The sequence below is a fragment of the Coleofasciculus sp. genome (genome assembly GCF_046565525.1).
Lineage (GTDB): Bacteria > Cyanobacteriota > Cyanobacteriia > Cyanobacteriales > Coleofasciculaceae > Coleofasciculus.
Genome location: NZ_JBKHUP010000026.1, coordinates 1 through 21,133 on the forward strand (window position 1 = coordinate 1; position 21,133 = coordinate 21,133).

19 protein-coding genes and 1 tRNA gene are annotated in these 21,133 nt (G+C 45.5%); 13 read left to right on the forward strand and 7 right to left on the reverse strand.

Annotated elements, in window-relative coordinates:
• Positions 1-166: 166 nt before the first annotated feature.
• Positions 167-240: transfer RNA gene (locus ACLGGO_RS11550), tRNA-Arg, on the reverse strand.
• Between the two features lie 475 nt (positions 241-715).
• Here ACLGGO_RS11550 and ACLGGO_RS11555 point away from each other — a divergent pair.
• The 7 genes from ACLGGO_RS11555 to ACLGGO_RS11585 all read left to right on the forward strand — a co-directional run bounded on the left by ACLGGO_RS11555 (position 716) and on the right by ACLGGO_RS11585 (position 8,876).
• The gene (locus ACLGGO_RS11555) at positions 716-1,375 is read left to right on the forward strand and encodes an Npun_F0813 family protein (protein ID WP_446334516.1); all 660 of its coding nucleotides are present in this window, start codon (positions 716-718) and stop codon (positions 1,373-1,375) included.
• Between the two features lie 129 nt (positions 1,376-1,504).
• The gene (locus tag ACLGGO_RS11560; RefSeq protein ID WP_446419423.1) at positions 1,505-2,545 is read left to right on the forward strand and encodes a hypothetical protein; all 1,041 of its coding nucleotides are present in this window, start codon (positions 1,505-1,507) and stop codon (positions 2,543-2,545) included.
• 8 nt (positions 2,546-2,553) lie between these two features.
• Positions 2,554-3,579, forward strand: coding sequence for a hypothetical protein (locus tag ACLGGO_RS11565; RefSeq protein ID WP_446419424.1), 1,026 nt, complete (start codon positions 2,554-2,556; stop codon positions 3,577-3,579).
• 201 nt (positions 3,580-3,780) lie between these two features.
• A complete protein-coding gene (gene bchI, locus ACLGGO_RS11570; protein ID WP_446334519.1) occupies positions 3,781-4,875 on the forward strand; it encodes a magnesium chelatase ATPase subunit I in 1,095 nt (364 codons plus the stop codon).
• A gap of 338 nt (positions 4,876-5,213) precedes the next feature.
• Entirely contained in the window at positions 5,214-6,008 is a 795-nt protein-coding gene (locus ACLGGO_RS11575; protein WP_446334520.1) for an ABC transporter ATP-binding protein, read from the forward strand.
• A gap of 203 nt (positions 6,009-6,211) precedes the next feature.
• Positions 6,212-7,444 carry an RNA-guided endonuclease InsQ/TnpB family protein gene (locus ACLGGO_RS11580; RefSeq protein ID WP_446336354.1) on the forward strand — a complete coding sequence of 411 codons (1,233 nt, stop codon included), beginning with the start codon at positions 6,212-6,214 and terminating at the stop codon, positions 7,442-7,444.
• Between the two features lie 28 nt (positions 7,445-7,472).
• A complete protein-coding gene (locus ACLGGO_RS11585) occupies positions 7,473-8,876 on the forward strand; it encodes an MlaD family protein (protein WP_446419425.1) in 1,404 nt (467 codons plus the stop codon).
• Between the two features lie 56 nt (positions 8,877-8,932).
• Here ACLGGO_RS11585 and ACLGGO_RS11590 read toward each other — a convergent pair whose 3' ends face one another.
• A complete protein-coding gene (locus tag ACLGGO_RS11590) occupies positions 8,933-9,238 on the reverse strand; it encodes a DUF3288 family protein (protein WP_446336349.1) in 306 nt (101 codons plus the stop codon).
• A 436-nt stretch (positions 9,239-9,674) separates the two neighbouring features.
• Between ACLGGO_RS11590 and psaC the strand changes: the two genes are divergently transcribed.
• Positions 9,675-9,920: a photosystem I iron-sulfur center protein PsaC gene (psaC, locus tag ACLGGO_RS11595; protein ID WP_006616272.1), complete on the forward strand. Its 246-nt coding sequence runs from the start codon at positions 9,675-9,677 to the stop codon at positions 9,918-9,920.
• A gap of 381 nt (positions 9,921-10,301) precedes the next feature.
• Positions 10,302-12,254, forward strand: a complete 1,953-nt coding sequence (gene glmS / locus ACLGGO_RS11600; RefSeq protein ID WP_446337045.1) for a glutamine--fructose-6-phosphate transaminase (isomerizing) — start codon at positions 10,302-10,304, stop codon at positions 12,252-12,254.
• Here glmS and ACLGGO_RS11605 read toward each other — a convergent pair.
• Complete coding sequence (locus tag ACLGGO_RS11605; protein ID WP_446419426.1) at positions 12,237-12,380, reverse strand: hypothetical protein; 144 nt, start codon at positions 12,378-12,380, stop codon at positions 12,237-12,239. The genes glmS and ACLGGO_RS11605 overlap by 18 nt on opposite strands.
• 250 nt (positions 12,381-12,630) lie before the next feature.
• Here ACLGGO_RS11605 and ACLGGO_RS11610 point away from each other — a divergent pair, with 250 nt between their 5' ends.
• A complete protein-coding gene (locus ACLGGO_RS11610) occupies positions 12,631-12,840 on the forward strand; it encodes a hypothetical protein (protein WP_446337047.1) in 210 nt (69 codons plus the stop codon).
• A gap of 8 nt (positions 12,841-12,848) precedes the next feature.
• Here the strand turns inward: ACLGGO_RS11610 and ACLGGO_RS11615 are convergent, their stop codons facing one another.
• The gene (locus tag ACLGGO_RS11615; protein WP_446419427.1) at positions 12,849-13,901 is read right to left on the reverse strand and encodes a pentapeptide repeat-containing protein; all 1,053 of its coding nucleotides are present in this window, start codon (positions 13,899-13,901) and stop codon (positions 12,849-12,851) included.
• Between the two features lie 1,295 nt (positions 13,902-15,196).
• Here ACLGGO_RS11615 and ACLGGO_RS11620 point away from each other — a divergent pair.
• The 3 genes from ACLGGO_RS11620 (at position 15,197) to ACLGGO_RS11630 (ending at position 18,560) form a co-directional block, all read left to right on the forward strand.
• On the forward strand, positions 15,197-16,219 hold the full coding sequence (locus ACLGGO_RS11620) for a CHAD domain-containing protein (RefSeq protein WP_446419428.1): 1,023 nt from the start codon (positions 15,197-15,199) through the stop codon (positions 16,217-16,219).
• Positions 16,220-16,353: 134 nt separating this feature from the next.
• Positions 16,354-17,001 carry a Crp/Fnr family transcriptional regulator gene (locus ACLGGO_RS11625; RefSeq protein WP_446419429.1) on the forward strand — a complete coding sequence of 216 codons (648 nt, stop codon included), beginning with the start codon at positions 16,354-16,356 and terminating at the stop codon, positions 16,999-17,001.
• 947 nt (positions 17,002-17,948) lie between these two features.
• Positions 17,949-18,560 (forward strand): alpha/beta hydrolase, encoded by a 612-nt coding sequence (locus ACLGGO_RS11630; protein ID WP_446337108.1) that lies wholly within the window; start codon positions 17,949-17,951, stop codon positions 18,558-18,560.
• 69 nt (positions 18,561-18,629) lie between these two features.
• On the opposite strand, the gene ACLGGO_RS11635 is transcribed toward ACLGGO_RS11630, so the two are convergent.
• The 3 genes from ACLGGO_RS11635 to fraC all read right to left on the reverse strand — a co-directional run bounded on the left by ACLGGO_RS11635 (position 18,630) and on the right by fraC (position 21,128).
• Positions 18,630-19,412: an ABC transporter permease gene (locus tag ACLGGO_RS11635; RefSeq protein WP_446337051.1), complete on the reverse strand. Its 783-nt coding sequence runs from the start codon at positions 19,410-19,412 to the stop codon at positions 18,630-18,632.
• 56 nt (positions 19,413-19,468) lie between these two features.
• Positions 19,469-20,488, reverse strand: a complete 1,020-nt coding sequence (locus ACLGGO_RS11640; protein WP_446419430.1) for a DUF5357 family protein — start codon at positions 20,486-20,488, stop codon at positions 19,469-19,471.
• 79 nt (positions 20,489-20,567) lie between these two features.
• Positions 20,568-21,128, reverse strand: coding sequence for a filament integrity protein FraC (gene fraC / locus ACLGGO_RS11645; RefSeq protein WP_446337053.1), 561 nt, complete (start codon positions 21,126-21,128; stop codon positions 20,568-20,570).
• Positions 21,129-21,133 lie beyond the last annotated feature (5 nt).

Genomic DNA, 21,133 nt, shown 5'->3' on the forward strand with positions numbered 1-21,133 from the left:
TGAGCTGTTGGCGAAGCCTTCGGGAAGGGTACGCTCACTCGCTTCGAGGAGGGGGAATCCTGGCGAATTTTGTTGAATTAACACCCAACTCCCGGACATCGTCCGGCTGAGTTTGGCTAATGCTAATATCTGCCTGTGTCTGATCACCTTTTCCCCAATTTCAGAGCGCCCTCGGTAGGACTCGAACCCACGGCCAAAGGATTAGAAATCCCTTGCTCTATCCACCTGAGCTACGAGGGCATAGATTTATAATACAAAAAATAGACACCTAACTGGCAATATTCATCAACCAATCGATCCCAATCCGAGCGATCGCTGTTGAACTTAACTTTAGTTCAGGGTAGCAAAAATATAGGATATCGTTGATGTAGCATTGTAACCGACATTGGTTTTTATGTGTGCCAGGTGCTTTTCGGTGATATTTGAGGAAACTAAAGACTCAAGCAGCTTAAGGTCAAGGTAGACTACTATAAACCAACATAACGGATCAATACTTGTGTCAACTACCCCACCCATACCTTGGGGTATGGAAGAGGTATCTAGTTGAGAAAAACGAAAAACAGATGAGTTGCCAGTTTAGGGAAATAGCGAGAGCGCCAACGAACCAAGCTGTGCTTCTGTGTCACTCGCCCAAGTCCCAAACAAGATAGTTAATTAAATTACAGCCCGTCCTATAGCACCACCCTAGCTCGGTCAGGAGTCATTTGCCAGTGTTATGTTTATTCTCAAAAGGCAGGATGTTGAAATTTCTAGCATTCAGCACCCGAAGCGAGAGCAGCAAATCCCGATTCTCACTTATCAGGGGCAAACCTTTCGCTTGATTAGCGTGTTTCGCGCTCATCAGGAAGAAGAAGCCCGCTCCTTTTGGCGAGATTTGACGGATAATCAGGGAAAAGCTTGTGTTTTATTAGAAGAACCTGACCGCTTTAGTGTGTGGGGAAAAATCCGTCTGGAGCAATTGGGTACAGAAGGCGGTCCAGATACCAAAATTGTTCCCTATACCCAAGCCTGTCTCCTACTCCTGCAAACGGTTTACCTCGATGTGGAAGATTTGCTCGGGAATAGGCAAGCGGGATTATTTCAGAAGGATATCACAGAAGTCTTTCAACAATGGCATTTTCCTCAAGCCGATTCGCCAGAAGCCGTGAATCACTTACTGACTGTCGATCCCCTCAACACTCTACAGGTTCCGCCGTGGGAAGAACACCATCTAATCACGCTATTGCAGGAACTCTATCGCTTGGGGAAGGAATACTTTGGCAATGGGAATTTTGCCGAAGGAGTGGGCGATATCTTGCAGGATATGCAAGCAACTGAGCAAAGTCAGTTTATGGAGTGGCTCAAATCCTCTCCCCTAGGGAAATTGTGGCGATAATGGATGACGTTGGATAAATAAATGTATCATAGACAGTCCTCAAGATGGCATTTTAGGGCATCAGCCGCTAAGGTTTATAGAATAAGTACTGTGTAATTGCCATTGTTAGGGATCTCAAAATAAAGCATTATGAGCAGCTCAGTAGATAAGTCATCTGGAACTCAATCCCTACTGACCGGTCAGAATATCGTCTATGCAGGAATTGCCTGGGCAGTCGTGTCCATGTTGTTTTTTCTACTGTTTAGCGTCAAAGCACCGGGAGAAGATTATCCCTTTTGGTACTCCTTTAGCACGTATCTCCTAGAATGTTTGCCCTTCTTAGGAGCTGCTTTACTCTGCTATAGAAATTGGCGTAGCCCCCAGATTGCCAGTGGACGCAATGTCTGGCTGGGAATCGGTTTGGGTATGTTTTTTTACTTTATCGCTAACTTGATATTTGGGATATGGGAGCTATATTTTAGTCTTGATCCAGATGTATCTCCTGCCGATTTCTTTTATGTGATTTCTTATATCTGTATTGGTTGGGGCATGATCTTAGCCGTTCTGCCGAGGCGCTTAAACTTAGAGTGGAAGCAATGGCTAACGGTAGGATTAATCGCCGCTTTGGGTATTGCCTTGGCAGTTTGGGTTTTATTAGCTCCTCCTGTAGCGGTAGAGTCAGAGGCTGAAACTTCTCTCTGGCTGAGAACTGAGCAAGCAACAGAAACACCATCTCCCCTATTGGTTGCCTCTACCGTACCACAGGTTGCAGTTAGCCCAACTGAACTAGCTGTAACGCCTGCAGCTGAGGCTCCAGAAGCCACAAACTTGCCCAGTTGGGTGATTTCCCTGGACAAAGCACTAAGTCCCCTCTCTAGAACGTTGAATTTTGTCTACATCGTTTTCGATGTCTTCCTACTCATCATTGCCTCAACACTTTTGTTAGCATTTTGGGGGGGGCGCTTTGCCCAATCATGGCGCATGATTGCAGCGGCAACGTTTTCCCTCTACATTGCGGATATGGGGTTTAAAGTTTATGATGCTCTGGCTAAGGCTCGTGGTCAGGAATATGAAAGTGGAGGTCTCCTGGATGTCTTCTTTATATTTAGTGCCGTACTTTTTGCCATAGGCGCTGCCCTGGAATATGACGTATCAAGTCGTTCTCGCCGCAGTTCACGTCGGCGAACTTAAAATTAGCTATGAGTCCCAGAAAACTAACTGAAACCGACAAAAAAGATATTTTGAACTTGTATCGACGGCCCGAAGAGACCACCTCAACCCTGGCTGATCGTTATGGTGTAAGTAATTCAACGATTAGCCGCCTGCTCAAAAGCAGTTTGTTAGAGTCAGACTATGAAACACTCATCCAGCAAAAGCGAGCCAATCGGACGCCAGGGACGGGGACGTCAGGGGCGAAGCCAAAACCCAAGCTATTGGAACGGATTGAACCTAAATTTTCGGTTACCCCCTCTCCCCAACCCTCGATAGAATCAGAAGACGAAAAATCAGAAGATGAATCGTCAGTATCTGAGGATGCAAATCAACGTCGGCGGCGCAGGCGTTCTTCTGTCATCGATCAATTGGATACAGAGTCCAAGGCAAAACAAGGTGAGTTGCCTCTGGACTTTAATCGCACAGAAGCTCAAAGGGATACAGAAGACTCAGAAGACCTGATTGAAGAGATAGAGCAGGTAGAAACCAACCCCTTAGAGAAGTTGCTGGATGATGAAGATTTAATGGATTTAGATGAGGATTTAGATGAGGATTTAGATGAGGATTTAGATGAGGATTTAGATGAGGATTTAGATGAGGATTTTGAGGAGGATTGGGACGAAGACGAGGAAGATATTGCTACTCCAGAACCTCTGACCACGACTTATGTTCCCAGTGGTGCAAATGTTCAGGTCTTACCCCTTTCGGAAGCTTCTTTTCCGAAACCCTGTTATTTAGTGATAGACCGGGCAGCCGAGTTAATTGCGCGACCTCTGCGAGAATTTAGTGACTTGGGACGTATTCCGGCTGAGGAAGTCCAGCAACAAACTTTGCCAGTTTTTGATAATCATCGGGTGGCACGACGTTTTTCCAACCGTTCCCAGCGCGTGATCAAAGTTCCTGATGGGCAAATGTTACAGAAAACCTGTTCTTATCTACAAGCCAAAGGAATTACCCGCCTTTTGATTGATGGTCAGGTTTATTCCTTATTGGTAGCACCGTTGCTGGAATAGGGACAGATGCAAGTGATTCGTCATTGGTCATTTGTTGATTGGGAGACAGGGAAATTATACCGGGCTACCCCAACAAGGGCGGGTTGAGTTCAGTTAGAGGGTGTCTCCAAAATGTTCTCAGTAAAACCCGTCCCTACAAATTGGCTCCTCTGTGGCACAATAAAAGGCGTGATTTAGAAGATCGGTTATCAGGTAATCAAAGTGAGTCTGACTGCCCAAGCCCCTAAGACTGCTCGCCGCGTCGTTTTTCCGTTCACTGCCATTGTGGGTCAGGAAGAAATGAAGCTGGCTCTCCTGCTGAATGTCATTGACCCCAAAATTGGTGGGGTGATGATTATGGGCGATCGCGGTACGGGTAAGTCCACCACCATTCGGGCGTTGGCTGACTTGTTGCCAGACATTGAGGTGGTTGCCGACGATCCCTTCAATAGCGATCCCAACGAACCCGACTGGATGAATAGTAATGGAGGAGTAGAATCTGCTCCAACCGTTAAGAAAAAAGTACCGATGGTTGATCTGCCTTTAGGGGCAACCGAAGACCGAGTGTGCGGCACGATTGATATTGAAAAGGCATTAGCCGAAGGGGTGAAAGCCTTTGAACCCGGACTGTTAGCCAAAGCCAATCGCGGAATCCTCTATGTGGATGAAGTTAATCTGCTTGACGATCACCTAGTTGATGTGCTACTCGACTCGGCTGCCAGTGGGTGGAATACAGTCGAACGAGAAGGCATTTCTATTCGCCATCCGGCTCGTTTTGTGTTAGTAGGTTCTGGCAACCCGGAAGAAGGAGAACTGCGTCCGCAACTCCTTGATCGGTTTGGTATGCACGCGGAAATCCGCACCGTCAAAGAGCCAGCCCTGCGGGTCAAAATTGTGGAGGAACGGGCGGCGTTTGACAAAAATCCATTGGATTACATCAAAGAACACCAAGCGTCCCAAGAGACTTTGCAGCAGCAGATCGTCAGCGCCCAGACACAACTGCCCCACGTTGAAATGGACTATGACATGCGGGTGAATATTTCTGAGGTTTGCTCAGAATTGGATGTCGATGGATTGCGAGGGGATATTGTCACCAACCGTGCTGCAAAAGCTCTGGCTGCTTTTGAAGGGCGCACGGAAGTCACAGTCGATGATATTCGTCGGGTGATTACGTTATGCTTGCGTCACCGCTTGCGGAAAGACCCCTTGGAGTCGATTGACTCAGGCTATAAGGTGCAAAAAGCCTTCTGTCGTGTATTTGGGTTGGAGGCAGAATCAGAAGCGGATTCAGCTATGGCAGCGAGTGGTTCTCGTTAATGAACTCCCTACCCATCCCCACCGTCTCGTGCGGTGGGGATGGATAGGGAGAAAATTTACTTTAGGGGCGGGTTTAGATGCTTTCCTTAGAGGAAATACTGATAACATTTCAACAAAACCCGCCCTTACTCAAAATGCAGATGTGTTTCTTCTCATGTAGCACCATCCTGCGCTAAGACAGTAGGAACGAGGTTAATCATGATCGCGATCGCTAATTGTAAGTAGTTGGACACAATTAAAACTTTTCGACTGGTAGGAATCACCGCACTTCTCTGGTGGTGAGGATGTTAACCCAGACTCCCGCGAATAGCTTGAAACGGCTTTAACCCTCCCAATTCATGCGAAATCCCACTAAAGAACCACTGATTGAACTAAAGGGAGTCTCCAAGTCCTTTGGGGGTAACGTTATCCTGGATAATGTTGATCTGACCATTTATCAGGGTGAAGCCTTAGGTATCATTGGACCCTCTGGAACGGGTAAGTCTACAATTCTACGCATGATGGCGGGTCTAATGCCACTGGATGCAGGTGAAATCTATGTGCAAGGACAAAAGCGTTCTGGTTTAATTGAAGATGCCAAAGACCCAATAGGCATCGGTATGGTGTTTCAGCAGTCCGCTCTGTTTGACTCGTTAACTGTGCGTGAAAATGTGGGGTTTTTCCTCTACCAGCATTCTAAACTGTCTGAGGAGCGGATTCGGGAATTGGTGGATGAAAAGCTAGAGATGGTGGGGTTACCCGGAATTGGTGATCAGTATCCGGCTGAACTATCAGGCGGGATGCGTCGGCGGGTGAGTTTTGCCCGGGCGATTATGACCAACCCCGATCATCCCCAAGATAACCCAGAAATTTTACTCTACGACGAACCTACTGCTGGACTTGACCCCATCGCTTCTACTGTGATTGAGGATTTAGTCCGTCAACTTCAAGGTGCTGAAGGCGGATGTAAGACTCATGTTATGGTGACTCACCAAGAGAGTACCATTCGCAACACCACAGACCGAGTTGTTTTTCTCTACAAAGGCAAGGTACAGTGGCAAGGTCATATCAGCGAGATTGATACAACCGATAATCCTCTGGTGCGACAATTTTTTAGTGCCAGTACTAGCGGACCGATTCAGGTGGTTGGTTAGGATAAAGGCAAGGGCTTGATCGGTCATTTGTCATTATCGTCTATCCAGGCAAATGCCCGTCAATTCACCACCTAAATCGCGAGGGGAATCTTGCTTCAACCTTCACGAAGTGGAGGTAAGCCTTTGGGGGAGAGCGGGAAATGCCAACGCTAAACGCCCGAAGTATTTCCAGTTATTTCCCGCTAGTTGGTACAATGGTAGCCATGAAACAAGTCCTCACGATAGTCATAAAGCTTCAACCCTCCCCTGAACAGGTTGCCAAATTAGAGGCAACCCTTCAGGCGTTTGCGGATGCTTGCCACTACGTGAACGAACATACAGCACCAAAACTGACTAACAAAATTGCTATCCAATCTTTGACTTATCAAACCATTAAAAGCCAATTCAATTTGGTAGCCAATATGGCAGTCAGAGCTTGTGCAAGAGTAGCGGCTAACCGAAAGGTTGCCTTTTCCAAGGGTAAGCCTGTTAAAGGCTTTATACCAAGCAGTATGGATTGTGACAAGGACTTGTTTCGACTTCGTGAACACGACTGGACGGTAAGCCTTGCCACCATTCATGGTAGAGAGCGAGTTAAGTTAAAGCCAGGTAATTACCAAAGAGGAAAACTCAAAGGGAGGAACCCGACTTCAGCTCAACTGTGTAAGCACCGCGACGGTCAGTTCTACCTGCATATTCAGATTAAGGATACCCCTCCAGACCCAAAAAATACCGATAAGGTAATTGGTGTCGATTTAGGGCGTCGCGACATTGCTGTTACGTCAGAGGATGAAAGGTGGGACGGCTTGCATATCCAGTCGGTGCGAGATAAGTTTTCCAGAGTTAGAGCATCTCTCCAGAAAAAAGCCTCGAAAGGCACGAGAACAACTCGACGTAGATGTCGAGTTGTTCTGAAACGGCTGTCGGGGAGGGAGAAGCGCTACCAACAATGGCTCAACCACAACATTTCCAAGTTGGTGGTCAAACGAGCAGTTGAGTTAAGTGCCTCAATTGCTATAGAAGACTTAACAGGCATTAGAGAAAGAACTAACCAGCAACCGAGAAACAAGACTGAGCGAAGACACTCAAATTCGTGGGCGTTCTATCAACTGCGAACGTTTATCGCGTATAAAGCCAGGAGTGCTGGTGTTCAAGTTATCCCAATTCCCCCTGCCTATACTTCCCAAATGTGTCACAAGTGCCTGCATATTCATCCGATAAAAGGAAAGTCTTACCGTAGTGGCAAGACTTTTAAATGTGGGCATTGTGGTTGGCATGGGGATGCTGATTTCAACGGAGCCAATAATATTGCACTTGTGGGGCTGTCTATAAACCAGCCTGGAGGCACGGGGTTGTCGTGCAAGTTAAATCGAACTGTCGAATATGTTCAGCTTGGCTTGTTCGATGACTTCAGGGCTACTGAAAACCCAGACCTCTGCGATAGCAGGTCTGGGTAGTTTATTAAGGGTACAGTGAGGAGAAACCATGCGATCGCGAACCGTTCGAGAAGGCTCCGTTGGCTTATTAATTCTAGTTGGATTGGCAGTGTTTGTCGGCTTGGTCGTTTGGATTCGGGGTTTGAAGTTTGGCGATAGCAGTTACAGCTTTGTCGTTAACTTTCCTGACGTCGCCGGGATGAAAGAAGGAGCCACTGTGCGCTATCGCGGGGTTGATGTGGGCAACATTACGGATATTCAAGCCACAACCAATGGCGTTGATGTCACCATTGAAATTGAATCAGAAGACTTAGTGATCCCAGAGGATGTCGCCATTGAAGCCAATCAATCAGGTTTAATTGGTGAAACCTCGGTAGACATTACCCCACTCCAACAATTGTCCCCTAGTATCCAATCGATGGAGCCTCTGAGTCCTGAATGTAATTCGGATGTGATTATTTGTAGCGGTGAGCGGATTCAGGGTGAGATTGGGGTGAGCTTTGTTGAACTTCTCCGCAATACTGATCGCTTGACCACCATCTACACCGATCCCCAATTTTTTAATAATATTAACGACCTCGCCCAAAATGCCTCCCTCGCCGCCAGTGGTATCGCTCAACTTGCGGGTGAATTATCCTTATTATCTCGTTCCGTGCGCCAAGAAGTCGGCGGCTTTTCTCAGGCGTCTGATGCGATTACGACGGCGGCTACCCAGACGACTCAACGCATTGGCAATACGGCGGAGCAATTTAGCCAGACAGCCGTTCAACTCAATCGATTAATTGCCTCAACGAATGATTTAGTCAGCAGAAATCGGGCGGTTTTAGGCGGAACTTTAGCCAGTGTTAGTGAAAGCAGCGAACAGTTGCGCGTTCTGTTAGGCGACTTGAGACCTGCTCTAGAAAATGTCAACACGACTATTGATTTAGTGAATGCACGAGTCGATCAAGCGGATATCAGCAACATTATCGAAAACGTTGAAACCGCCTCCGAAAATTTAGCTACCCTCTCCGCTAATGCGACTGAGGTATCTGCTGATTTGCGCGATCTCTCTAATTCGTTGGACAGTCCCAGCACTGCTATAGTATTGCAACAGCTATTAGACTCAGCACGGGTAACCTTTGAAAATACGCAAAAGATTACATCAGATTTGGAAGATTTAACGGGTGATCCTAGGTTCCGTCAAAATCTCAAAGAGTTAGTCAACGGATTGAGTGAACTTGTCTCCTCCACGGAACAGTTAGAACACCAAATCGAAGTAGCGCAAGTTGTAGAAGCCGCCAGTGCTGAAATTACAACAGCGGCGGTTAAGGTAGTGGATCAATCCCGTGAGCATGATCTAGCATCCATTAATGAGGAGTTGGTTAAGTCTGAACATCGACTCAATCACCATCAACATATCCTGAAAAAATTGCCGCCAATCCCCAAAAAGCAATCGGTGGATACAGAGTGAGGGTAAGGGGCGATGGAAAGTCTCAACTATCAGATAAATGTAATGATAGCTTAATTCTAAGTCCAGTCATCTTGGCTATCTACAGACTGGGGTTGCTTGGAAACTTGACCTTGGCTGTGAATTTGACGGGTTAACTCAAATAACTCGTCTTCTGTTAAATTCCACTGCTGAAGAATCCGCTCAAGCCCCTGTTGAATCTCCCTAGCGCCAGGAAACCGAGAATAGCGAATCCGTAACCGCGCCAATTCCGTCAACTGGTAATCCGTCGGATCAGCTTTTATTTTCAATAGACTATCCACGATCGCGCGATCGCTCTTTTCTTGCGGATGGTTTTGATCTTTGTTTTCTAGAATTGATGACATAATCTAACTTGACTTTTGTGCCGTTATTCTTTATGTATCCGTTTTCAGTTCACCTCAGATGTTACAGAGTTTAAAGTTCTGTAACTTAATGCTCAAACAGATGAGAGCGCTGCGGTAAACTAAGCCTTAATCCATTGTCTGTTTTACCGCGATCGGCGAGAAGACTCCTGTGATCATCTTTGATTAGACGGCGAGAGCGATCGCCCGTGTGTGAGCAGATCCATCTGCAATAATAGATTGCGTACTGTCACAGAACCTACCGTTAACCTGAATAGGGATTAACGGGGGCTTGTCAAAAGTTGGGGCTGTGCTCAGCTTACCTGAGTCATCAGGTAAACGGTATACCATTAGAATCCCTGAGTATCCCTAATTGGGATTAGCGTGGGGAGGATATCTAAATCAATCACCGATAACTCTCGTTTGGAGTCGTTATTCTATGTCTCATAGCGTCAAAATTTACGACACTTGCATTGGTTGCACCCAATGTGTGCGGGCTTGTCCCCTCGATGTGTTGGAGATGGTACCCTGGGATGGCTGTAAAGCTGGTCAGATTGCCTCTTCTCCACGTACCGAAGATTGCATCGGTTGCAAGCGCTGCGAAACCGCTTGTCCGACCGATTTCTTGAGCGTTCGAGTTTATCTTGGCGCTGAAACCACCCGCAGTATGGGTCTTGCCTACTAAGGGTGTTTTGAAAATCAGTCTATACTATTGTAGGGGTATGGCTGCATTAGGATTCAAGCGATCGCTTGCATGGTAATGCTGCTGTGTCCTTACTCAGAAATTGCCAATTTTTCAGTAAATTGAGATACAAAAAGGCAAGTTTGGGAGGGACACGACATGTCGTGTCCCTTCTACAGATGGCACTTCAACGGTAAAGCCTGTGCGTAAGTCGTGGTAACGATTCTTGACGTTTCCACGGATTGCCCTCTAGCCTATGGGAATGAGGGGGTTTGGGGGAGCTATAGAACCTCATCCTCAACGCAACGAAGTGGAGTACAGTGGGGGTGCCTTCACTCCCCCAAGGAAAAAACAGGTATTCAATTTTGAGGAGGGAGCGGTTCAATGTGTGGAATCGTCGGCTATATCGGCACGCAACCAGCGACAGATATTTTAATGGCAGGGTTAGAACGACTCGAATATCGAGGCTATGATTCTGCTGGAATTGCCACCGTCGGGGAAGGAAAAATTCAGTGCGTTCGCGCTAAGGGTAAACTCTATAATTTACGGGAAAAACTTGAACGCACCGAGAACCAAGCCAGACTCGGTATTGGACATACCCGTTGGGCAACTCACGGGAAACCCGAAGAATACAACGCCCACCCCCATACCGACACCCATCATCGCGTAGCCGTGGTGCAAAATGGCATTGTGGAAAACTATCGGGAATTACGGGAAAGCTTAAAAAAACGGGGACATGAATTCCGTTCTGATACCGATACCGAAGTGATTCCCCACCTGATTGCCGAATTTCTCCCCGAACCCTCAACCCCTGATTTTCAAAACCCGAATGCCTTGCTAGACGCCGTGCGCCAAGCGGTGAATCAACTCCAAGGTGCGTTTGCGATCGCACTTATTTGTGCAGACTATCCCGATGAACTCATTGTTGCACGACAACAGGCTCCTTTAATCCTGGGATTTGGTCAAGGGGAATTCTTCTGCGCCTCCGATACCCCCGCCCTTGTCCCCCACACCCATGCAGTGTTGAACCTAGAGAATGGGGAACTAGCACGGTTAACCCCCCTAGGGGCAGAAGTCTACAACTTTAACGGGGAACGTCTTCGCAAATTCCCCCGCACCCTCAACTGGAATCCCGTACAAGTGGAAAAACAGGGATTCCGTCATTTCATGCTCAAAGAAATTTTCGAGCAACCGGGTGTGGTGCGAACCTGTTTAGAGGCTTATGTTAACAGTAATTGGTCTGTGGGAGAAAAGGATGGCATTACCCCAATACCTGATCAAAACCAAGTCGCCGGAGAAACCCCATCCACAACCACGCCGATACAATTGGGACTTCCCGAATCCTTGTATGAGAACTTAGAACACGTTCAGATATTGGCATGTGGCACCAGTTGGCACGCCAGTCTGGTGGGGAAATACCTGCTAGAACAATTAGCCGGAATTCCCACGATGGTACAATATGCCTCAGAATTCCGCTATGCCCCCTCACCTCTGACGCGCAATACCCTCACCATTGGCGTCACCCAATCCGGAGAAACGGCTGATACCCTAGCCGCGTTAGAGATGGAAACACGGCGACGCAGTGGTTTAGGAGTAGAGTATCAGCCGCGATTGGTGGGGATTACCAATCGTTCAGAAAGTTCCCTGGCGCATTTAGTACCGCATATTATTGAAACCTATGCCGGAATGGAAATCGGTGTCGCCGCCACTAAAACGTTTGTCACTCAGTTAGTGGCATTTTACTGTTTAGCCCTAGATTTAGCCTATCGACGCCAAACTCTACCCCCGTCGCGGATTGCCGAAATTATTGAAGGGTTGCGCCAACTTCCCTCCCAGATTGAATTAGTCCTATCCAGTCAGGAGCATTATATTGGAGAGTTAGCCACTGAGTTTGCCGAAACTCAAGATTTTATCTTTTTAGGGCGCGGAATTAATTTCCCCATTGCCTTAGAAGGGGCGCTGAAACTTAAGGAAGTTAGCTATATTCACGCCGAAGGGTATCCGGCGGGGGAGATGAAACACGGACCTATTGCCCTATTGGATGCCAAAGTTCCCGTGGTTGCGATCGCGATGCCTGGTACTGTATATGAGAAGGTGCTATCTAATGCCCAAGAAGCCAAAGCAAGGGATGCGCGATTGATTGGGGTGACACCCATGCATGATCCAGAAGCCGCTCAAACCTTTGATATTTTATTATCAGTGCCTGTAGTCGAGGAATTACTCTCTCCGATTCTGGCGGTGATTCCATTACAGCTTTTGGCATATCATATTGCTGCGCGACGGGGTTTAGATGTCGATCAACCTAGGAATTTGGCAAAATCAGTCACGGTGGAATAACTCCCCACTTCCCAATAATTTCCCGTCTTCTAGCCGCACCTCTGCCCGAATCATCCCCAGTTGCGCCTGTCGTAGGGCTTTTGATTTAATCGCTGCACTCTCTAACTGACGGTAAAATTCGCTCATTTTCATAAACAGCACAGGCTCTCCCAAATTTATAACTCTTGCCCACCTTACCTAAAATCGGCTGATCTATGGGGAACGTCTTATATGGGATTTTCTCTCATTTGTGACATATATCACTGCATAACTTGATCACAGATCACGATTGGCTTTTTAGAAGAATCACAAACCATCTTTTAGAACGATCACAAGATTGACATAGAAAATCATTCATAATTATGACAACAAAAAGAATTTAATATTTCTGAAGTCAATGAACGTTACTCTGCCTCATACAAATATCGAAGATTTAGTGACTCAAATTTTAATGAATCGCTGCATCACCCCCTCCGACCAGCAATTTTTAAACTGTGCTTTACTTTATAAAGATAGTTTAAAGGAGCATGAACGAATTCTCATTGAGCGAGTTTTTTATGGCGTCCGACATGGATTGCTTCAAATTCTGGAATCCACCTCGGTTTAGAGGACGCTCTAGGAGTGTATCCTACCATTGGGCATGATAGTTCCGGCTAAGGAAGCATTACTTAAATCCGCTCCCATTAAATTCGCGCCAATTAAGTTAGCCCCCTTGAGATTAGCATGACTCAAGTTAGCATTAGTTAAATAAGCCAGAAGTAAACCCGCTCGCTTTAGATTTGACTGAGCTAAGTTAGCATGGTCTAAGTTTGCCTCTAGCAAATTAGCCCCTGACAAATTGGCTTTATATAAATTGGCTCGGTTCAGATTGGCTTTGCTGAGTTGGGCGCTCTGCAAATTGGCTTTTTTGAGGAGCAATCCACTCAGATTGGCGAGACTGAGATCCGCGTTTGGCAAATGGGCGCCACTCAGATTAGCCCCCGTAAGATTCGCTTGACTCAGATTCGCACCACTCAAGTCAGCCCTTGACAAATTGGCATGACTCAGATCAGCGCCCTTGAGATCTGCATCACTCAAGTCAGCCTCTGTCAAATTAGCATCTCGCAAATCTACCCGATGTAAATAGGCTCGAATTAAGCAAGCGCCCGTCAGGTTGGCTCCCCTTAAGTCGGCTTCGCTGAGAATGGCTCGATTTAACGTAGCACCCTTCAAATCGGCGGCTTTGAGACTAGCACGACTGAAGGTGGCTCCCGTACAGTTCGCCTTTGCCAGTTTGGCTCGTTTCATTTTGGCATCGATGAGACTGGTGCCAATTAATGTAGCATGTCGCAAATCCGCGTCGATTAGGGTAGCGCCACTGAGAATCGCACCACTCAAATCAGCTTCCCGGAAAATTGCAGCAGTCATATTAGCTTGGCAAAGCGTGGCTTCAATCAATAGTGTGTTCTTAAGATTAGCCTTGCTTAAATCTGCATCCTTAAGCTGAACACCAATCAGTTTAGCTTTGGCTAAATTAGCTCGCTGCAAATGGGCAGCACTCAAATTAATGCGACTCAGATTTGCTTCAGTTAAATCGGTTCCCATCAAATTAACTCCGGAAAAATTTCGTTCTCCCGTTTCGTGCAAACTCAGAAGTTTGGATTTACTTAAACATTGAATTGATTTCATAAAAACTGCCTGGTTTTATGGCTTTGGTTTGGCTACAGGCTATCCATTATGGTGTCAACTTGCATTCTATAAATTAGGATTCACCTTCTCCATGAGTAAGATCATGGATGAATTCCAAAAAAGATAAGATTACCCTCAATAAATGGGCAGTCTAAAAAATGCTAATTTTGTTCAGTTTAGGGTTGGAATCTAGATTTCAGTTAATTCCATCTCCCGGTAAAACGCTTAGATAATGGATGCCACAGTTTCTGGACTAATTCGATATACCAATCGTTATTGATTCATCAAACTGTCGTTTTTCATTCAAACTTATGAACATAAATCAGCTTGTGGCGAATCCGTTTTTATCACCTCCAAAAGTTGGCATAACTAAAGCATAAATAATAGGTATAACTCATCGCCAATTCCCGGTTTTGTTTCTACCAATTTCTAGCTCAGCGCGGTATAAATAAGTACTCAGCGAATACCTCATCTCAACCTCGTCCATTGAGAAAACTGGAGTTTTTTCTCAGGGGAAAACTACGGTTTTCAATGTAAACGCGGTTTAAGAGATATAAAGATAATCAATATCCTGAGCATCAACTAGGAGATAACTGCTCACTGATATTAGTTATTCCCACCGCTACAAAAAGCCTTTTCCTGACGATGAGTTTTCATGCCAACCAGGTCTGGGCATTAAGCTAGAAAAGTCGCTGGTTGCTAATGCCCTAGTGAATTTTACTGCTGCTCCCAAGTCTTGAGGAGGCATCATACCGTTGGAGTTGGATTGCGTTAGCTAGTTGTTTGTAACTGATCGCCCAATTGTCAGTCGCGGTGACATCCTCCCACACCAAATCAAAGATTCTGGTGTGGGCTTCCAAGCTTCACAACTTGGATTTCCTGGTTTTTCCCGTTCGGCTGACGCTCACGGCGGAAGCCTTGCGGGATTTCGACACTTACCTAGACTGAGACGAGTACATTTGAGTCCCCTCAGACTATAGGTCGCCAACAGGTTGACTTTGATTAGCCCAAAGGATGGCAAGAAGCCATGTCGAGAGAACTCATCCTTTAAAGATAATCCTTAGATGCCAGATCCGGCAAGGTATGATTCATGGCAAAATTTGCCGAGGAAGCCGATTCCGATCAAAAATCATCCCCCAGATGTTCACCTTCCTGTCATTAGGTAGTGGAGATAACAATTTTTGAGTCACGAGTATGGTATGATATGTTGATACAAATTTTCAGAAAAACAAACGTTTACCCCTATGTTGTTCCCCGGGGGCAAACGTGCCGGATGTCTACCGCACACCATACCGATGATAACCACTCCCTCATCAAACCCAAAGCTCTTGGGCTATTGGGCTTATCTAGCTATTGAAAAACATTTCCAGAGAACCATTCAGTATGAAACTGATGTTCTCAAGGATAAAGATCCTGAAGCGCTACACCAAATGCGTGTAGGGATGCGACGGTTACGAACAGTAGTGAAAGGTTTTGACCCAGCCTTGGTGTTACCCAAAGCCGCTAGGGAGAAAAAGATTGCTAAAGTAGCGCGACGGCTGGGACAACTGCGGGATTTAGACATCATGCAAGATGCGCTGCAAAATCAGTATCTGCCCACTTTGCCCAACTCTGAACAAAAAATCGGCAAAAAAGTATTAGGCACTTTAGCAAAGCGGCGTCACCATGTCTTAGTTCAGGTTAAGAAAACCCTCAACGACAAACCCTATCAGGAAATGAAACTGGCATTTCAAGATTGGTTGCAGACGCCGACTTACGGATTTTTTGCCGAATTTCCCATTGATCAGATTTTGCCTGACTTACTGTTACCGTTTGTGAGTCAGTTTTTCCTCCACCCCGCATGGTTGATGGGCGTAGAATTCTCAGACGGACAGAAGCAGGTGACTCAGGATTTGAGTTTAGAGCATGTCGTTGAACTCTTAAGTAACCAGAGTTCAGTGTTGCACAGTTTGCGGAAACAAGCTAAACGAGTGCGCTATCAAATGGAATTATTTACTGAATTTTATGATACGCCCTATCAGGATTATGTGAAAGAGATTAAATCTATTCAGGGTACTTTGGGACAAATTCAAGATAGTTTCGTCTTGGCAGAATTTCTATCGGATTGTCTACACTTAGAAATTAAGAAGGAACTACCAACCCTAGTAGAGGAGTTGAGTGGCAATCGTTATCAATTATGGCAGGAATGGCGAGCGCTCCAGGAACGATATCTCCATCCCGAAACCCGCCAGGACTTGCGTCTAATCGTTGTACACCCGCTTACCACCACAACTTATCCCTCACCTGTTAGTGTCGAAGACGCACAACATGACAACTAGAATAAATACCTCATAAAAATAAAATATTTAATTGACTTAATCTTTTGATTACCGAGCCTTTACCTTGATTGCTTACAGTAGAGCTGCCCTGCTATACCAGCTTGTGAAAATCTGGCTGGAGAGAGTTGCAGCTCATGATTCCAACTTCCAGAGCCGTTTTGGACGTAAACCCGACTCAATCTTTTGGTCAAGCCGAAATCCAAGATTCACGTCGATTGCATTTTTATGCTAAAGGGGACAAAATTCCCCTAATTGCTCAAGGAGTTTGGCAAGTCTCTCTAGGAGTAGTTCAGCTGAGTACCCTTTGCCAAAATGGAGAAGAGGTGTGGCTTGGTTGGGCAGAACCTTCAATGTTTTTTGGTCGTTGGTTTTCTCTACTGAGTGCTTACCAAGCTATAGCATTGTCTGACGTGCATCTGATTTGGTTTTCTTTAGAAGAGATTAATGATTCACCTCGATTGGCTCAGGTAATATTACCGCAAGTTATACACCGGATACGCCAAAGTGAGGCACTCCTAGCCATCGCGGGTCAGCGTCGAGTTGAAGATCGTTTACAACACTTGTTGCTGTTGATGCAACAGGAAATGGGTCAACCTGTACCCGAAGGGACTCGTTTGAAGATACGCCTGACGCACCAAAACCTTGCCAATGCCATCGGTACGACCCGTGTTACCGTCACCCGACTCCTGAACAAGTTAAAAAATCAGGGCAAGATTAGCTTTGATAGCAATCGCCACATTATTGTTAAACAAGGTAGCTTTAAAAATGTTGCTGAGTGGTAAGGAATTAGATCCCCAACTTCTGCAAGAAGTTGGGGATCGGGTCAGGGCTGAGTAACTGTAAGTGACATCTCCTACACCAAGTGAGTACAGTATGGTGTAGGCTCTAGAGCGACTCCAGCTATTGCCTCGGACATTGACTGAGCTTTATTAACGACACGGGATGCCCCACCGCGCCGGAAAATACAAAAGTTTTGTCACCTGCTCCTTGTACTGCTGGAATTTTACCCGCCCACAGATGCGACTACGTGTAGTCTGTTTCTGGACTCAAGCCTATATCCCAGGTTGTCTTGGTTCAGAGTACAGGCAAGCGGTTAGCTTTTAATTTATTTAACCTGCACCTGATAAGGGTAGCAAATTGAAACTGTTTTGACAACCATGAAACAGTGAACAACGCGAGTATCAGATAGGGAATATGAGCATCTAACCAAGTTCTGCAAATTAACACTGAAGTTCCCAATCTGATGTTGTCAATCAATGGGGTTCAATACCCCATTGATTGACCGCCTATCCCTCTCACGCCAATCTAAATACAGATATGGCGTGAGGCGTTAGGCGTCCAGCTAAATCATTGGACACCTCTACCGATTTATTACCCAAACCCCCCTGTTGAATCCATGATTGTGCCCTGCGTCTTCCCAGGACGAAGGATAAATTTTTTTGTACGTCAACTGCTATATTTTCTCGGATTGAACGCCAGAGAACGCCACCGTCCGGGAAATTTAGGCATTCCATGACAAAAAATAACCCACTTGATGTCATGGATGTAGCGATCGCTTATCCCGCTCTGGCGAGAATACCCCTACTATACAAGAGAGGGATAGTGGGGAATGAATCACCTCTGGTGAGAAAACTTGTTTTCGTTTCATTCGGATGGTATTCATCCTCGCAGGTATAATACCTTTGTAACCCAAGTATGGTCACAGGTTAAATTTTTCAGGAGTAAGCCCCTGTCTTTGGAGACGATTTCAATTCCACCAGCTACAGGTCAACAACCAGTGGGACTGGTTGTGATTTTGCATGGCTGGGGGGCTAACGCTAAGGATTTGCAACCTCTAGTGCCAGCATTGGCTCTATCTAATTACCATGTTTTGCTACCCAATGCACCCTTTACCCACCCCCATGTGCCTGGAGGCTATATGTGGTATGACTTGGAACGAGAAGATTATCAGGGATTGGCACAAAGTCAGCGTCTTTTGACAGACTGGCTAAAGTCTTTAGAAAGTTTCACCCATATTCCTCTTGGCTCTACTATTGTGATGGGCTTTTCTCAAGGGGGAGCCATGGCTCTAGATGTTGGCTTACATTTACCCTTAGCGGGTTTAGTGTCAATGAGTGGTTATTGGCATCGTACACCTCAAGAGATTGAACCTCCTTTGCCCCCTGTTTTAATCGTTCATGGTAGACAAGATAATGTTGTCCCTTTGAGGGTAGCTCATCGATTGCGGGATTATTTACTCGCCTTAGGCGCCCCGATGCAGTACAAAGAAGTGGATATGGGGCATGAGATTGCGCCTGAAGTGGTAGAAATTGTGCAGGATTTTATTTTGGTGAATACATGAAGTAGGGAACAGGGGTGCACAGGAGGACATGCTTCGCCCAATCCCCAATCCCTAATGCCCAATTACCAATTAAAATTCACGTCGGGAGAAAATCAGAATCGCGATCGCAAGCAGCAAGATCGTGTAGACTATGGCATAAGCGGCATGTCCTAACAGAGTCAAAGAGGAAGGGAGCAACCCATAAACCGCCTCATTTTTCAAATTCAGACGAGATAAATCGGGTAACACTAAGTAAAGAGCTTGGGTTATCGTCTCTAGAGTCGCGTTTTCACTGAGTTTCCCTAACTCCAGCACATCGCGACTCAAATGTCCCATTAAATAAATACCAACGGTTAGGAGTGTGGCTAGAATTGAGCTGGTGAATACGCCAAACATTAGCGCTACAGCTACAATTAGGCTTAACTCTAAAAACTGATAAAGTGCCGAAATCAGTAGGCTGACTAAAGGGTAATTAATGCCATTGAAACTGAGGAGAGCTAAGTAAATAGCTGTCATGGCGATAACCAAAACCGCAAGGACTCCTAGTAACCCTAAATGTTTGCCAATAATTAATTCTGCCCGTGAGATGGGTTTAGGGATTAAAACCAAGACAGTGCGTTTTTCGATTTCCTTATTAATCAAACCTGTCCCGACAAATATGGCAACGAGTACTCCCAAAACACCAATCGCCGCTAAACCTAAATCCATAAATATTTTATCTTCTGTGGTAGCGGCAACTTCCCCTAGGAGTGGTATCGCAACAACCAACAGCAGGGCAAAAAAGCCAATCACATAAAAAATGCGATCGCGAATGACTTCCTGAAACCCATTCGTGGCAATTGTCCAAATTCTACCTAAAGTTTTAGTTGTCATTTGTTTTTTGTTCTTTGTTCTTTGTCAATTCATTCGTTGCGTCTAGAATTCATAATTCATAAAGTTGGAGATTGAGAGGTAACAATCGGTTTAGGAACGCCCCATCCTTCTGCCGGATCGCATTTTACCTGACCGAGAAGACTAATACCGATGTCAGTTCGCCGAGTGACGGATATGATCTGACAAGACTTGGTGAGTAAGTAGGGTTGGGGTTGCGATCGCGGACCTTGCCAAAGGGCTTGTAGGTCTAAGTTATACCCCGAATCCCGGAGCGAAATCTCTCCGGAACTCACTTGCCACAAATTGTCTTCTTTAATATCATCAGAGGTGAGTTCTTGCATCACTTGGGCTTTAATCTGCTCAATCAATTGCTCGCGTTCACTGGGGAGAAGCATTCGCTCGACATCCGACCAAGGTTGATTATCAAGTCGTTCTTCTAAGCGAGATGCCATCAAATCTAAAATGGTAACCCCCCGGGGTAACCTTTGCTGGGATTCCTCGATGGTTATTCTGACAACAAAGGCACTTTGTCTAAATGTATCAGCCGTGATTGTGGGATATTGAACTAACCAGTTTTGCACCAGAAAATAGAATTGAAACCAACTGCTTAATATCAACTGAGTTGTGAATAGCCACACCAGGGGTTGACGTTTGTCTCTATCGGGAATTTTGGGCTTAAAATTGCCATCTAAACAAACGGGCAATGCGGCAACTACTGCCGATACGAGGGGCCAGAACACTAAAGCATAGGGTGATAATTCTCTTGTAAAAACGCCAGAAAGATAAATAGTAATCAGCGCTCCAGTAATCCAGGGACTTAAGGAAACTTTGCCAATGCTGAAGGCTTTATTGCTACTCGTCGCCCAAAAGACACCTAGAATTAAAAATAACCAACTAAAACTCTCTAATAGAATCTTAAAAATGTTCGTTGCCCAAAATGACATGAGCCAGGAGAAAATACTTAGCCCAATCAAGGTCTGCCAAGAGAACGCCTTAGAAGGAACAAATACTCCTAATAAGAATTTCAGGGTATTGTTGAACCAATTCAAAAAATTATCAAAAATATTCTTGAGCATCGTTTTGATTTAAAAATAGGGTTTAGGGGCTTCAGGATAGTTAGAATTATCCCGAAGGTATTTCAGGTTAGGGGTAGATTCAGAGGGCGCGATTAAACTCCAGAAACCGTAACACCAAAATTAGCAAAATAGCGCTGTAGCTATAGGCATTAGCCAGTAGCACAGCAAAGGCAGGATTAGGTTTTGATTGGGTAATTTTGCGCTTGGGCAAATTAAGCAAGCTGGGTCTTTTATTTGATAAATTGGAACTCGTATTCAACTGTTCCGGGTTATCATGAATCCAGATTTTTAGTAATTCCAACCCCAGCAGTTTGATGATAAAAGTAAAAAAGAAAATACAAATGCCCAGTGAGATTATTAGAGGATTTGCTTGATCTAATCTACTGCCAATGGGATGATCGAAGAAAATAAAACTAACGATTTGATTCTGCAAAAATCGGGGCAATATAGTTTCTAGGAAGAAAAAAGTTAACCAACCAATGACAACGCTCCATAAATTCAGTGAGGTGGCATATTGAATACTGGTTTTACGAGTGAGTTTTAGCCGTTGGTGCAAAACCCTGGCTTCTAAGGCGATCGCAACCAAGAGGAATAAGATTTGAAAGAGGAGCAGTTGTAGGGGCAAAACAATATCTATCATAATAG

Bases quoted from the DNA above. Each gene is read 5' to 3' on its own strand.
- ACLGGO_RS11575 (WP_446334520.1), top strand. From the start codon at position 5,214: ATGCGAAATCCCACTAAAGAACCACTGATTGAACTAAAGGGAGTCTCC.
- ACLGGO_RS11620 (WP_446419428.1), top strand. From the start codon at position 15,197: ATGATAACCACTCCCTCATCAAACCCAAAGCTCTTGGGCTATTGGGCT.
- ACLGGO_RS11555 (WP_446334516.1), top strand. From the start codon at position 716: ATGTTTATTCTCAAAAGGCAGGATGTTGAAATTTCTAGCATTCAGCAC.
- ACLGGO_RS11640 (WP_446419430.1), bottom strand. From the start codon at position 20,488: ATGCTCAAGAATATTTTTGATAATTTTTTGAATTGGTTCAACAATACC.
- fraC (WP_446337053.1), bottom strand. From the start codon at position 21,128: ATGATAGATATTGTTTTGCCCCTACAACTGCTCCTCTTTCAAATCTTA.
- ACLGGO_RS11635 (WP_446337051.1), bottom strand. From the start codon at position 19,412: ATGACAACTAAAACTTTAGGTAGAATTTGGACAATTGCCACGAATGGG.
- ACLGGO_RS11615 (WP_446419427.1), bottom strand. From the start codon at position 13,901: ATGAAATCAATTCAATGTTTAAGTAAATCCAAACTTCTGAGTTTGCAC.
- ACLGGO_RS11585 (WP_446419425.1), top strand. From the start codon at position 7,473: ATGCGATCGCGAACCGTTCGAGAAGGCTCCGTTGGCTTATTAATTCTA.
- ACLGGO_RS11580 (WP_446336354.1), top strand. From the start codon at position 6,212: ATGAAACAAGTCCTCACGATAGTCATAAAGCTTCAACCCTCCCCTGAA.
- ACLGGO_RS11625 (WP_446419429.1), top strand. From the start codon at position 16,354: ATGATTCCAACTTCCAGAGCCGTTTTGGACGTAAACCCGACTCAATCT.
- ACLGGO_RS11605 (WP_446419426.1), bottom strand. From the start codon at position 12,380: ATGAGCGAATTTTACCGTCAGTTAGAGAGTGCAGCGATTAAATCAAAA.
- ACLGGO_RS11590 (WP_446336349.1), bottom strand. From the start codon at position 9,238: ATGTCATCAATTCTAGAAAACAAAGATCAAAACCATCCGCAAGAAAAG.
- ACLGGO_RS11565 (WP_446419424.1), top strand. From the start codon at position 2,554: ATGAGTCCCAGAAAACTAACTGAAACCGACAAAAAAGATATTTTGAAC.
- psaC (WP_006616272.1), top strand. From the start codon at position 9,675: ATGTCTCATAGCGTCAAAATTTACGACACTTGCATTGGTTGCACCCAA.
- ACLGGO_RS11610 (WP_446337047.1), top strand. From the start codon at position 12,631: ATGAACGTTACTCTGCCTCATACAAATATCGAAGATTTAGTGACTCAA.
- glmS (WP_446337045.1), top strand. From the start codon at position 10,302: ATGTGTGGAATCGTCGGCTATATCGGCACGCAACCAGCGACAGATATT.
- ACLGGO_RS11560 (WP_446419423.1), top strand. From the start codon at position 1,505: ATGAGCAGCTCAGTAGATAAGTCATCTGGAACTCAATCCCTACTGACC.